General features: G+C 49.9%; 17 protein-coding genes. All 17 read left to right on the forward strand.

The window, feature by feature from the left end:
- The first annotated feature begins 3 nt into the window (after positions 1 to 3).
- The 17 genes from D9597_RS19790 to D9597_RS19870 all read left to right on the forward strand — a co-directional run bounded on the left by D9597_RS19790 (position 4) and on the right by D9597_RS19870 (position 12,078).
- On the forward strand, positions 4 to 1,149 hold the full coding sequence (locus D9597_RS19790; protein WP_097736400.1) for a DUF3383 family protein: 1,146 nt from the start codon (positions 4 to 6) through the stop codon (positions 1,147 to 1,149).
- A gap of 10 nt (positions 1,150 to 1,159) precedes the next feature.
- A complete protein-coding gene (locus D9597_RS19795; protein ID WP_000109249.1) occupies positions 1,160 to 1,600 on the forward strand; it encodes a DUF3277 family protein in 441 nt (146 codons plus the stop codon).
- Between the two features lie 3 nt (positions 1,601 to 1,603).
- Positions 1,604 to 2,056: a phage tail assembly chaperone gene (locus D9597_RS19800; RefSeq protein WP_000393960.1), complete on the forward strand. Its 453-nt coding sequence runs from the start codon at positions 1,604 to 1,606 to the stop codon at positions 2,054 to 2,056.
- An 11-nt stretch (positions 2,057 to 2,067) separates the two neighbouring features.
- A complete protein-coding gene (locus tag D9597_RS23405) occupies positions 2,068 to 2,244 on the forward strand; it encodes a hypothetical protein (RefSeq protein ID WP_023141050.1) in 177 nt (58 codons plus the stop codon).
- A complete protein-coding gene (locus D9597_RS19810; RefSeq protein WP_130224157.1) occupies positions 2,234 to 4,222 on the forward strand; it encodes a lytic transglycosylase in 1,989 nt (662 codons plus the stop codon). The genes D9597_RS23405 and D9597_RS19810 overlap by 11 nt, the downstream gene beginning before the upstream one ends.
- Positions 4,222 to 4,809 (forward strand): phage baseplate protein, encoded by a 588-nt coding sequence (locus D9597_RS19815; RefSeq protein ID WP_001420197.1) that lies wholly within the window; start codon positions 4,222 to 4,224, stop codon positions 4,807 to 4,809. Before D9597_RS19810 ends, D9597_RS19815 begins: the two co-directional genes overlap by 1 nt.
- Entirely contained in the window at positions 4,809 to 5,111 is a 303-nt protein-coding gene (locus D9597_RS19820; protein ID WP_130224159.1) for a hypothetical protein, read from the forward strand. Before D9597_RS19815 ends, D9597_RS19820 begins: the two co-directional genes overlap by 1 nt.
- A gap of 2 nt (positions 5,112 to 5,113) precedes the next feature.
- Positions 5,114 to 6,175, forward strand: a complete 1,062-nt coding sequence (locus D9597_RS19825; protein ID WP_130224161.1) for a hypothetical protein — start codon at positions 5,114 to 5,116, stop codon at positions 6,173 to 6,175.
- Between the two features lie 3 nt (positions 6,176 to 6,178).
- Complete coding sequence (locus D9597_RS19830) at positions 6,179 to 6,520, forward strand: hypothetical protein (protein WP_001214055.1); 342 nt, start codon at positions 6,179 to 6,181, stop codon at positions 6,518 to 6,520.
- 149 nt (positions 6,521 to 6,669) lie between these two features.
- Positions 6,670 to 7,401, forward strand: a complete 732-nt coding sequence (locus D9597_RS19835) for a hypothetical protein (RefSeq protein ID WP_130224163.1) — start codon at positions 6,670 to 6,672, stop codon at positions 7,399 to 7,401.
- On the forward strand, positions 7,401 to 7,829 hold the full coding sequence (locus tag D9597_RS19840; protein ID WP_000110002.1) for a hypothetical protein: 429 nt from the start codon (positions 7,401 to 7,403) through the stop codon (positions 7,827 to 7,829). The genes D9597_RS19835 and D9597_RS19840 overlap by 1 nt, the downstream gene beginning before the upstream one ends.
- Before the next feature lie 64 nt (positions 7,830 to 7,893).
- The gene (locus tag D9597_RS19845; protein WP_130224165.1) at positions 7,894 to 8,646 is read left to right on the forward strand and encodes a Gp138 family membrane-puncturing spike protein; all 753 of its coding nucleotides are present in this window, start codon (positions 7,894 to 7,896) and stop codon (positions 8,644 to 8,646) included.
- Complete coding sequence (locus D9597_RS19850; protein ID WP_001270634.1) at positions 8,646 to 8,999, forward strand: hypothetical protein; 354 nt, start codon at positions 8,646 to 8,648, stop codon at positions 8,997 to 8,999. Before D9597_RS19845 ends, D9597_RS19850 begins: the two co-directional genes overlap by 1 nt.
- Entirely contained in the window at positions 8,999 to 10,198 is a 1,200-nt protein-coding gene (locus D9597_RS19855) for a baseplate J/gp47 family protein (RefSeq protein ID WP_130224167.1), read from the forward strand. Before D9597_RS19850 ends, D9597_RS19855 begins: the two co-directional genes overlap by 1 nt.
- Complete coding sequence (locus tag D9597_RS19860; RefSeq protein WP_130224169.1) at positions 10,195 to 10,875, forward strand: DUF2612 domain-containing protein; 681 nt, start codon at positions 10,195 to 10,197, stop codon at positions 10,873 to 10,875. Before D9597_RS19855 ends, D9597_RS19860 begins: the two co-directional genes overlap by 4 nt.
- Positions 10,875 to 11,666 carry a phage tail protein gene (locus tag D9597_RS19865; protein WP_130224171.1) on the forward strand — a complete coding sequence of 264 codons (792 nt, stop codon included), beginning with the start codon at positions 10,875 to 10,877 and terminating at the stop codon, positions 11,664 to 11,666. Before D9597_RS19860 ends, D9597_RS19865 begins: the two co-directional genes overlap by 1 nt.
- Positions 11,638 to 12,078 (forward strand): tail fiber assembly protein, encoded by a 441-nt coding sequence (locus tag D9597_RS19870; RefSeq protein ID WP_165383554.1) that lies wholly within the window; start codon positions 11,638 to 11,640, stop codon positions 12,076 to 12,078. Before D9597_RS19865 ends, D9597_RS19870 begins: the two co-directional genes overlap by 29 nt.
- Positions 12,079 to 12,131 lie beyond the last annotated feature (53 nt).

A 12,131-nucleotide genomic window follows, 5' to 3' on the forward strand; every position in this document is an offset into this window, starting at 1 on the left:
GCTATGGCACAGGGCTTGCCTGTATCAAACGTTGTTAATGTTGATGTGATCATGTCGCCGCGTGCAGCATCAGGGCGAAATTTTGGTGCATTACTCATTCTCGGCCCGTCCACAATCATTCCGGTAAGTGAGCGCATTCGCCGTTATTCTGCCGCGGAAGATATTGGAAAAGATTTTGGCGTGGAATCACCAGAATATAAGGCTGCGCAGGTGTTTTTCTCTCAATCACCGAAACCTCAGGAGGTTTTTGTTGGTCGTTGGGTGAAAACGAAGGGAGACAGCGAACAGGCCACGCCTGAGACGCTGGAGCAGGCTGTGAATGCCATGCTCGATTATACTTCATGGTATGGGCTGGGGATTGCAGACGATGAAGATATTCCGAATGCAGACTGGCTGAAAGTGGCTGCGGCGATCGAATCCTCTTCTGTAAGCCGTATTCTGGCGATTACGACAAGCGATGATAAATGCCTGCAGACTGCATCCAGCGATGATTTGGCATCAAAACTGAAAACCGCCGGATATTCACGCAGTTTTATTCAGTATTCATCGGGTAATAAATACGCTGCGTTATCTGCATTTGGCCGGGCATTCACGGTTAATTTCAATGGCAGTAATACCGCGATTACGCTCAAGTTTAAGCAGGAGCCGGGTGTTGGGTATGAAACACTGACCGTCAGCCAGGCATCGGCACTTGATGCAAAAAACTGCAATGTATTCGTGTACTACCAGAATGATACGGCTATCCTCCAGCAGGGAGTGATGGCTAACGGCGATTTCTTTGATGAACGCCACGGCCTGGACTGGTTACAGAATTATGTGCAGACCAACCTCTATAACCTGCTTTATACCAGCACCACGAAAGTTCCCCAGACTGAAGCCGGTATTACCCGACTGTTATCAAATGTTGAAAAATCACTGGATCAGGCCGTTCAGAATGGACTGATTGCTCCGGGCGTATGGAACGGTGGCGACCTTGGTCAGTTGTCATCAGGTGACACGCTGCCCAAAGGTTATTACGTATACGCCCAGCCGCTGGATGAACAGGCACAATCAGAACGTGAAGCCCGTAAGGCTCCGGTGATTCAGGCTGCAATAAAACTTGCAGGCGCGGTTCATTACGCTGACGTACAGATTAACGTTGTTCGCTAAGGGGAAGTGAATGTCTACCTATTCTTTTATGGATGTCACTGCGACGCTGACCGGGCCGACCGGTTCGATTGACCTCGGGTACGGTTCTGCAAGTTCTGAAGAGGGGATTGTGGTTGCGATGGGCGGTCCTAAAAACACCATGACCATCGGTGCTGATGGCGAAGTGATGCACAGTCTCCATGCAGATAAAAGCGGGACGATTACCGTTAACCTTCTGAAGACATCACCGACAAATAAAAAATTGTCGCTGGCGTATAACGCACAGAGCCAGTCTTCTGCCACATGGGGGAATAACGTTATCGTGATCCGCAACAAGGTCAGCGGCGACATCATCACGGCACGCAGCGTTGCGTTCCAGAAACAACCGGATAACGCCAACGCTAAAACCGGTAATACGATGCCGTGGGTGTTTGACTGCGGCAAGATTGACCAGGTTCTCGGGGAGTTTTAATACATGGAATTCGAAATCAAAGGCGTGAAATATCGCGTGGCAAAACTCAGCGTTTTTGACCAGCTGAAAGTGACCCGCAAACTTCTGCCGGTACTGGCGGGAATGATGTCAGATTTCGGGAGCATTCGCTCCCGTTTGCCTGCTGACGGCAAAATCGACACCGTGAAATTCGAGCAGTTAAAACCGGTGTTTGAAACCATGCTCCCGCGTATCGCTGAGGAATTGTCTTCCCTGACCGAAGATGACACCGATGCGATTATTCATCCCTGTCTTGCGGTGGTATCGCGGCGTCATATGGACGGATGGGTTCCGGTATTTACCCAGGGCGAACTGATGTTTGATGATATTGACTTGCTGGTCATGCTGCAGCTGGTGGCGCGGGTGGTCGCCGATTCGCTGGGAAATTTTTTGCCTACACCCCTTACCAGCACGACGCAGAGCCTGCAACAGGGCTGACGTTTAACAGCCTGCCGGACGGGCTGTCCTACCTTCTCAATCCGGTTGACGCCGGGTTAATTCCTTATACAGCACTTAAAGATGGCTCTGTCGATTTGTACGATATTGCTCTTTTGAATGACCATCTGGCGGTAAAAGCGGATAACCAGCGGCGCATTGAGAAATGGAGAGAGGATAATGAACGCTGAAACTATTAAAGATTTCCTCGTCTCGCTTGGCTTCAGTGTGGATGATGCAGGAGCGAAAAAGTTCGGTTCTGTCCTCGCCGGTACAACTGCAAATGTCATCAAAATGGGGCTGGCCGTCGAAGGAACTGCGCTGTCCGTGGTGGCCTTCACGGCTAAGATCGCCTCCGGTCTGGATAATCTTTACTGGGCGTCACAGCGCACCGGCGCGACGGTCCAGGGAATTCAGTCTATTGGCTATGCGGTTTCGCAGGTTGGCGGCAGTGTGGACGCTGCGCGATCTTCTCTGGAAAGCCTCTCCCGGTTTATTCGTAACAATCCCGGAGCAGAAGGCTTTCTGAATCGCCTGGGCGTACAGACCCGTGATGCCAGCGGTAACATGCGTGACATGGCTGCTATCTTTACGGGCGTTGGACAGAAACTCAGCAGCATGCCGTATTACCGGGCTAACCAGTATGCGCAGATGCTGGGCATTGACGAAAATACCCTTATGGCGATGCGCCGGGGTGTGGGTGGCTTCTCCGGGCAGTACAGCGCAATGGCGAAAGCTATCGGCTTCAATGCTGACGAGGCGGCCAGAAGCTCCAACAAATTTATGACCTCCCTGCGTGAGTTTAGCGCGATGGCAGGAATGGCCCGTGACAAAATCGGCTCTAATCTTGCGGGGGGACTTGCGGGTTCGCTGGACACCCTGCGCCGCCATATTCTGGACAACTTCCCGCGTATCGAGCAGACCCTGACGAAAGCCATAAAAGGCATTCTGGCGCTCGGGGATATTATCGGGCGGCTGTTCTTCAGACTGATTGAGGGGACATCAGGCCTTATCACCTGGTGGCAATCGCTGGATAAGCAAACGCGGGAGTTGATCTCGCTGTTTGGCGCACTGACGATTGCGCTGCGCATTCTGAACAGTACGTTCTGGATGTCGCCGATTGGCCTCATTACTGCGCTGGCGGCGGGGATTGCCCTTCTGTGGGAGGACTATCAGACCTGGAAGGAAGGCGGCGACAGCCTGATTGACTGGGGCAAGTGGAAACCGGAGGTTGATGCCGCGCTGAAGATGGTTCGTGACCTTAAAACGACCGTTAACGACCTGGTGAAAGCGCTGGCGAAACTGCTCAATATTGACCCCAAATCATGGTCCCTGAAGTGGGATTTCAGCAACTTCATCGACCAGATGGGCGAATTCAGCAAAATGCTGAACATGATCGCCGACCTGCTCAACGCTATCAAAGATGGCCGCTGGGCTGATGCCGTCAGCATCGGCAAACAGATACTTAATCAGGGCAGCGAAAATCCGTCAGCGATGCCGATGGTTACAGACAGCGCTAACAGTACTGCCGACTGGATTAAAGAGCACTGGGGATTTGATCCCCGCAGAGTGGGCCGGACGGTACGCGGCTGGTTTGGTGATGATGAGCCGGAACAACATGCACAGGCTACGAAACGAGGAGAACGGAATAACAATCCGGGAAACCTTAATTTTGCTGGTCAGGCAGGGGCTTCTCTTGAACGCCCGGGCGGGCGATTTGCCAGATTTGAAACGGCCTTTGATGGATTACGGGCTCTTGCTCGTCAGTTAATGCTGTACGCCGGACGGGGAATAAACAGTGTGGAGAAAATTATCTCTACCTGGGCACCTGCGTCTGATAATAACAACACAACTGCGTATATCAGGGCTGTATCGCAACGACTGGGAGTGGATCCCCGGGCTGCCCTGAATATGAGCGATCCGCAAACCATGTCAGCATTGATGAGCAGCATTATCCAGCATGAGAATGGAAGAAATATCTATTCTCGAGAGCTGATTAATAAGGCTGCCGTGGCGGGAATTAGTGGCAAAGTGACAGAGGTTAACCAGCAAAATACCTACCACATTTACGGTGGCGGAGATCCGCACGCTGTCGGTAATGAGGTTGCACGTCGGCAACAGTCTGCAAATGCTCAGGTCATGCGAAGTAATCAGGTGAGGGTGGGTTAGTGGATATTCTCTCTACACTTTTTCATCAGCAGAGCAGAAAAATAGGAATGATTGTTCCCAGTGTTGTTATTTCAGAGAAGCATACAGATATGCTTGAAATAACAGAGCATCCGGTAGAGGTCGGGGCCGCTGTCGCTGATCATGCCTATAAAAAACCGTCAGAAGTGGTGATGGAGGTTGGTTTCGCCGGTGGCGGCGCATTGCTGGATTTTGCCAGTAACCTGACGGCTACCAGCCTGCTCGGCCTGAGTCCTCAGCAGACGTATCAGGAGCTACTGGATCTGCAGGAAAGCCGTATCCCCTTCGATGTGGTAACCGGTAAACGGCTGTACAGCAACATGTTGATCCGGGCGCTGGAAGTGACGACGGACAAGACAACCGAAAACGTCCTGTCCGCCGTCCTCACCCTGAGGGAGGTCATTATCTCCCGGACACAGCAGATTACCGTCGCGGATAAAACCAACATGAAGGAAGGGGCCAGCACGTCGGCGGTACAGAATAGCGGCAACAAAACCACAAAGCCTCCAGATACTTCACTGCTGAAAAGCATCACGGGTAACGTGGCGTCATTACTGGGGGGCGGCTAATGACAATTCAGGAAATTCCGCTGACAGCGGACAACCAGCAGTTCAGCATCGTCCTGGGTGGTGTTACCTGGCGGATTAGCATCATATGGCGCGATCTGTACTGGATTATGGACCTGCAGAACGACAGAGGGGTGCCGGTAATCTCCGGTATTCCTCTCGTCACTGGTGCTGACCTGCTGGCGCAGTACGCCTGTATGGGGCTTGGTTTTAAGCTGGTGGTGGTCTGTGATGACAACACACAGGATTACCCCACAAAAACTGACCTGGGCGGTCGCAGCCATTTACTGGTATCAACGGAGTAAGCATGTCACAGAACTGGATGAGACATTTCGAACTGCAGCTTGTGGACGAGAACGGTCAGGGAATTGAGCTAAGTGATTTTAAAGTCACCTTTACGATCGACTGGTTCAACATCAGCAGCGCGTCCCGGGTAGGGACTATCAAAATTTATAACCTCTCGGCAGATACTGTGAACCGAATCACCGGGCAGGAGTTTTCGAAAGTGCGTCTGATTGCGGGTTACGACGGTATCGCGCCGGAGGTGTCGGCAAGCGACGTCGGGATCGTGCGGGAGGTTGATGCGGCGGACGTGGGCCAGAGAGATGGCCGCAACTACGGACTGATTTTCAGCGGTGAAATTCGCTACTCGGTTACAGGAAAAGACAGTCCGGTTGATTCCTACGTCCTGATTCAGGCAGCAGATACTGATCTGGCTTTTGCCACCAGTATAACCTCACAGACGCTGGCTGCCGGTTACACGGTCGCTGATGTGAACCGTGCGCTGATGAAAGACTTCGAAGCCAAAGGTGCGACCGAAGGCCTGACGCCTGAAATGCCTGCTACTGTATTCCCCCGGGGGCGGGTGCTCTTTGGCATGACGCGGCATCTAATGGATAACGTAGCCGGGCAATGTGGCGCAACATGGCAATTCGTGGACGGTCAGCGCCAGATGGTGGCGACTAATGAATATGTTCACGAAGCGATTGTGCTCAACAGTGCTACCGGGCTTATTGGCATGCCGCAGCAGACCATCGGTAACGGCGTAAACGTCCGTGCGCTCATTAATCCGAACATCCGGGTTAATGGGCTCATTCAACTGGATCAGGCTTCTGTATATCGCACCGCGTTGTCGAACAACGATATCGCTATGGCTGGTGGGCAGATCACCGACCAGAACACGGACGGAAATATTACGCTCAGCGGCACCACATCACAGCCTGCCAGCATCGCAACGGATGGCGTTTATATTGTGCGCGGGATTATGTACACTGGCGACACAAGGGGCCAGGCGTGGTACATGGATATGATGTGCGAAGCGCGTGGCGCGGCGGATCTGTATACGCAATCGGCTTTGCAAAGGGGATGAGCAATGAGGGGGATTATTTTTCTGTTAGCTGTCTTTTCTGCGTGCAGCGCGTGGGCGGATGGCTTCACGGTTAAATGCGGTGGCTACACTATGGTTGCAAACCAGGGCGAGTTATCGACAATCAACGGTGAAAGAGTTACCTCTCAAAAAATCACCGAACTGGGTACCAATGGTTTGAAAGTAGACATGGGGCTTATGCCTGCCAAAGACGGTAACAACTACGGCTTTGAATACATTCGTCGCCCTGGTACCGAAACGCGATTCCTTAATGTCCAGCTTCTGCAGAACAGCATGGATGCGCCTAAAATCATCGGATCATTCCCTTGTAAAAAAGTGGCTGGGTGAAGGTAACCTGAAATTCGTAACGCCTGAAAAACAACAAAATGTGCTCTAAAAACTGTTGTTTTTTGAGACGAGCGATTACACTGCACTGACTTTTTGATGGTGGATTGCCATCGATATGCTACTTCATTAAAGCCAGGAATAACTAAAACATGAGTTTAGCGCAGCCAAAATCAGGAGAACTGTTAGATCTTCTGACTCCTTCATTAACTAAGGGTGAAAACCTTCTGAGTGAGTTTGAAATCCATCGAATCATTCGTGAAGCGAAGAAACTACCTGAACGTTATCAGGGGCTATCAATTGAAGGCTTAGCTAAGCTTGTTCTTGGTGAAATAGATGAAGGATGTTCACTCTGTGAGCGGGGGTTGAGAATAGCGCCTAACGATCCAGTTTCTTTTTGTAACTATACGATTGCGCTGCGTAACTTAGGTTTGCACGCTCGCCAGTATGTGATGATTCAGAAAGCATCTGATTCACTTAATCCAACGATATTGGCTGAGGTTGCTACAATTTCTGCATACTGGGTTGATATCGATTTGCTTGAAAAGGTGATGCCGATGCTAACTGCAATGGAAGTACCGCGCCCTGAATATATGGGCAAATGGTATGACACGCTCAATTATCTGCATACCCAAAAAGATCATGCTCAGGAGCTAAAAACTATTGGGCGGCTCATGATGAACGTTGCAGAAAAGTACCGCGCTCGTCTTGCTGGCGCTCATGCTTTTTATGTAATGTCAGAACTTGATACGCTGTTCGTTGAAGTCAAAACAGACGATCCAGTGCTTCTTTCGCAGATGAATAATGCCTTGGCTGATGAGATTATTATTGCGGGGCTTGCGGATTCAGAATGCGTCGGATGCTTTGAAGCCGGGGAACTCTAATGTCGGTTGAGCATACCTGTTTTCTTGAATTAGCTAAGCATTCCCTGGCTCTAAACGGTGAGATGTGGACGAGAAATGCTATTAGCCGAGCATACTATGGTATGTACCATTCCGCCTTACGGATCACCAACAATCTGGTACCGACCGCTACACAAGATGGTGAAAAACTAAAAGGTGGAGTTCACATGCGAGTCTATACGGCCTTTTGTAGTGGTGAGGCAGCTGCACTTAACGATGTTGATGTTAACGCAGTAAAGAAAATCGGCGTTAAACTGAAAATGACGCATGCCCAACGTGTTAATTCTGATTACAAGCTTGAGCGGAAAATCAACCGGATTACCGCGAGAAGTGTAATTCTGGATGCGGAAGAGGTCGATGCAATCGTTAATCAATTACTGAAGATTGGTGATGACTCGTTAACTGCATAAGCTGAAATTTCTCAAAATTCAAACCCGCCGCTTGGCGGGTTTTTTGCTTTCTGGAGCCTACTAAATGGCAGTATCTGACCAGACCCGCAGCGGCGACCTTGCCGAAACATTTAAATCTGAACGGGAAACAACAAAGAACCAGATCCGTGTCGCCTTGCCTGGCATTGTTCAGTCATTCGCTCCTGATGCGGTGACGGCGGTTGTACAGCCTGCTATCCGCTACGTTGAAATTGATAACGACGGCAACCGCATTACCAAAAATTACCCATTGCTGGTGGATGTGCCAGTGGTATTCCCGCGCGGCGGAGGATGTACGCTAACGTTCCCAGTTAAAGCCGGTGATGAATGTTTGGTGATTTTTGCCGATCGTTGTATTGATTTCTGGTGGCAGAGTGGCGGGATACAGGAGTCGGTCGATGACAGAATGCATGATTTATCGGATGCGTTTTGTATTGTCGGTCCCCAGTCGCAGGCAAGGAAGATTAGCGGTATTAATACCAGTGCCACACAGTTGCGTAGTGATGACGGCAGCACCTATTTTGAGCTTAATCCTGATACCAGGAAAATTAAAATTGTCGCTCCGGGGGGCCTTGATGTGGTTGCCCCTCTGGCTGATTTTTCTGAGAAAGTAACCATTCATGGCCTGTTAACCTGGATGGGGGGCATGGTGGGGTCTGTGGTTTCTGGTGTGGCTTCAAAAATCACTGGTGCTGTTGAGTTTTTGGGGAGCGTGAAGGCTAATGGCAAGCCAATCGATGATACGCACACTCATGGTGGTGTTCAGCGCGGTGGAAGCAATACCGACGGAGTAAACTGATGCGATACAGACGTGAAGACGCCGATGGCGATTACACCTTTGGCAGCGGTGATGACACCTGGCTGATTAACTCACCGGAGGCCGTGGCGCAGGCGGTAAAAACGCGATTCGAATTGTGGTATGGGCAATGGTTTCTCGACACCACCGAGGGGACTCCGTGGATCCAGTCCGTACTCGGTAAGCAGAAGCCGGAAACCTACAACCTAGCGATCCGTAAGCGCATCCTCGAAACGCGGGGCGTTAAATCAATCCTCTCTTTCAATACGACGGTGGATACCACGACCCGACGTGTCATGTTTTCCGCTGAAATCGACACTCTTTATGGAATAACGACTGTTACATCGGAGGCGTAATGGCTCTGAACCTTGATTCTCTCGGTTTATCTGCAAAGGTAACCGCGGAGGGGATCAGTGCGCCTGATTATCAGACGATACTCAGCACCCTGATTAGCTATTTTCAGCAGATTTATGGCAGTGATGCCTACCTCGAACCGGACAGCAAAGACGGCCAGATGGTGGCTCTGATGGCGCTGGCGATTCATGATGCCAATAATACGGCGATAACTGTCTACAACTGTTTTTCACCGGCAACCGGCTATGGGGCTGCACTGACCAGTAACGTGAAAATAAATGGTATTTCACGTAAAGGCGCGACGAACTCTACGGTTGATTTGCTTCTTACAGGAACTGCCGGGGCAACCATCATTAATGGCAGCGTGAAAGACAGTAATAATGTGATATGGCGTTTGCCTGCTTCAGTGGTGGTCGGCGTGGATGGTACAGTGATGGTGACCGCAACATGTTCCGTCAGTGGTGCAGTGGCGGCGCTGGCTGGAACTATCACTGAAATTAATACGCCAACCCGTGGCTGGGTTTCGGTAACCAATCCTGCTGCAGCTACTGTAGGCACTCCAGCAGAAACTGATGCGGAGTTACGTATCCGCCAGTCGCAAAGTGTTGCGTTGCCATCAATAACCCCATTTGAAGCACTGGATGGTGCCGTTTCTAATGTTACCGGTGTAACCCGCCACAAACTCTATGAAAACGATACTGGTTCGGAGGACGGTAACGGGTTACCGCCACACTCTGTTGCTGTAATTGTGGATGGCGGTGATGTGACGGATATTGCTCAGGCTATCAGAGGGAATAAAGGCCAGGGGACAGCCACTCACGGTACAACATCCGTTACGGTTCCGGATAAATACGGCAATCCCCATATAATCAAATTCTCGCGTTCCAGTGATGTGCCTGTTTATGCCCGGATTAAATTAAAAGTTTTTACGGGTTATACATCACAGATAGGTCAGCAGATCCAGCAGGCTATTTCCGACTATATCAATAGTCTGACGATCGGTGATTCGGTCCTTTTAAGTCGCATTTACTCACCGGCGAATCTTGGCGTGGTGAGTGGCGGGAATGCACGCTATTACGATATTCAGGAACTGACGATTGGTAAATCCCCGGGGGCTTTGTCGTCATCAAACATTGATATCAGATATAACGAATCTGCGTCCTGTACCCCGGAAAATATCGTTATAACGGTGGAGTCATGAGCAAATACACCGAACTAATCACAAACTACCACGCCACCAAACCTAAATTTCTTGCGCATGTTGATCTGATGACCCGGCCACTTATTGATGTTGCGGCCGCCACCAGAGGGCTGATTACTGCATTTGATATTGACTCTGCGGTTGGTGTGCAACTTGATATTCTGGGATTGTGGATCGGACGTAGCCGTGTTGTCAGCCAGCCTATCTCAGGTGTCTATTTCAGCTGGGATACCGACGGGCTTGGATATGATCAGGGGGTATGGCAGGGACCATACGATCCTGATTCCGGATACATGTATCTCAGCGATGAAACTTATCGTGTCATTCTTAAAGCGAAGATTGCGATTAATAACTGGGACGGACGGAATGATTCGCTTCCGGCAATTCTTGACGAGGCAACAGCAGGATCCGGACTGCGAATGCAGATAGTCGATAACCAGGACATGACGATATCGGTCTGGGTCTTTCCTGATACTGATATTTCAGATGTATCGCGTGAGTTAATTGCGGCAATTAAACAGGGGTATCTCACAGTAAAAGCCGCCGGGGTGTGGGCGGGTGGCATTGAAACGCCTTCGGTGGAAACCCCATCGGAAGGCTCAAAATTTTTTGGTTTTGATATGGATAACGAATTCATCAGTGGTTTTGATGTAGGAGCATGGGGAGTATTACTCTGATGGCGAAAAATGACTTTAAAGCGTTTGCAACGGATCGAAATGCCAATGTTATATCGCAGGAGGAATGGGAAGCGTTGCCCGCGCTTTTATCCGGATTTACAGCAGGGAAAGCATCCAGTGCGCAAGTCAATAAGGTTATTCGGCAGGCCAGCTTTATAGCAGCAGCACTTGCACAGTACACAGCAAACAAAAGCGGACTGGATGTATTGGATGATGGCGACCTGAATGGGTTCATTACCAAAATGTCTTCTGCGTTCGGTAAGGATTATCAGGCGCTTGATGCCACGTTGACGGCTCTGGCAGGACTGGCGACTGGGGCAAATAAGCTACCGTATTTCACTGGCACAGATAAGGCTGCGCAGACCGACCTCACTAAGGTAGGCCGTGATATTATCGGCAAAAATACTATTGCTGACATTCTCGCATACCTTGGTTTACGAGAAGCGGCAAAACGGGATGTAGGGACAGGAGCAAATCAGATACCTGATATGAGTTTATTCGCGTCAATTAATACCGTAACGGCTGCTGCGCAAAAATTTCCGTCTGGATTAATTTTACAGTGTGGCCAGTTGAATGGTGCCCCGAATGTATCTTCAACATACGGGATGAGGTTCCCGATGACGTTCTCAAGAGTCATTGCTGTCGTAGTTACATTGAACGTTACTGGCGCGGCAGGGCAGCCGACTGTATCGGCGACAAGTGTCCAGAACACTGGATTTAATATTACGGTGTCGCCCGGTTCAGGATATGGTTCATCTGCTGATGCGTATTACATTGCAATGGGATATTAACGAAATGTCATATTTTTATTCTGCATCGACAAACGGATTTTATTCGACTGAATTTCACGGCACCAATATTCCTGATGATGCAGTGGAAATCTCGGAATCAGAGTGGAAAACACTGATTAACTCACAGAGTGTCACAAAAATGATTACCTGTGGTGAGGACGGTCACCCTGTCATTGTTGACCGTCCTTCTCCAACACTAGAACAATTAGCCTTAATAAATGATGAAAAGAAATCTGCACTGATAGCAGAGGCAACGAATGTAATAGCTCCGCTTCAGGATGCGGTTGATTTAGGTATGGCAACAGATGATGAAACGAAACTATTACTGGCATGGAAAAAATATCGGGTGCTATTGATGCGTGTTGATATAAAAAATACAGAGTGGCCGAAAAAACCAGAGGGAAATAAATAAGGGGGCGTTATCGGATGAAGAAAGAGGCCGTTAATTATAACTGCAGATGCCCC

The sequence above is a fragment of the Escherichia sp. E13S3 genome (assembly GCF_004212325.1).
Classification (GTDB): domain Bacteria; phylum Pseudomonadota; class Gammaproteobacteria; order Enterobacterales; family Enterobacteriaceae; genus Escherichia.

Bases quoted from the DNA above. Each gene is read 5' to 3' on its own strand.
- D9597_RS19870 (WP_165383554.1), top strand. From the start codon at position 11,638: ATGCGTATTACATTGCAATGGGATATTAACGAAATGTCATATTTTTAT.
- D9597_RS19845 (WP_130224165.1), top strand. From the start codon at position 7,894: ATGGCAGTATCTGACCAGACCCGCAGCGGCGACCTTGCCGAAACATTT.
- D9597_RS19825 (WP_130224161.1), top strand. From the start codon at position 5,114: ATGTCACAGAACTGGATGAGACATTTCGAACTGCAGCTTGTGGACGAG.
- D9597_RS19835 (WP_130224163.1), top strand. From the start codon at position 6,670: ATGAGTTTAGCGCAGCCAAAATCAGGAGAACTGTTAGATCTTCTGACT.
- D9597_RS19840 (WP_000110002.1), top strand. From the start codon at position 7,401: ATGTCGGTTGAGCATACCTGTTTTCTTGAATTAGCTAAGCATTCCCTG.
- D9597_RS19855 (WP_130224167.1), top strand. From the start codon at position 8,999: ATGGCTCTGAACCTTGATTCTCTCGGTTTATCTGCAAAGGTAACCGCG.
- D9597_RS19830 (WP_001214055.1), top strand. From the start codon at position 6,179: ATGAGGGGGATTATTTTTCTGTTAGCTGTCTTTTCTGCGTGCAGCGCG.
- D9597_RS19820 (WP_130224159.1), top strand. From the start codon at position 4,809: ATGACAATTCAGGAAATTCCGCTGACAGCGGACAACCAGCAGTTCAGC.
- D9597_RS19860 (WP_130224169.1), top strand. From the start codon at position 10,195: ATGAGCAAATACACCGAACTAATCACAAACTACCACGCCACCAAACCT.
- D9597_RS19795 (WP_000109249.1), top strand. From the start codon at position 1,160: ATGTCTACCTATTCTTTTATGGATGTCACTGCGACGCTGACCGGGCCG.
- D9597_RS19850 (WP_001270634.1), top strand. From the start codon at position 8,646: ATGCGATACAGACGTGAAGACGCCGATGGCGATTACACCTTTGGCAGC.
- D9597_RS19865 (WP_130224171.1), top strand. From the start codon at position 10,875: ATGGCGAAAAATGACTTTAAAGCGTTTGCAACGGATCGAAATGCCAAT.
- D9597_RS19790 (WP_097736400.1), top strand. From the start codon at position 4: ATGGCACAGGGCTTGCCTGTATCAAACGTTGTTAATGTTGATGTGATC.
- D9597_RS19800 (WP_000393960.1), top strand. From the start codon at position 1,604: ATGGAATTCGAAATCAAAGGCGTGAAATATCGCGTGGCAAAACTCAGC.
- D9597_RS19810 (WP_130224157.1), top strand. From the start codon at position 2,234: ATGAACGCTGAAACTATTAAAGATTTCCTCGTCTCGCTTGGCTTCAGT.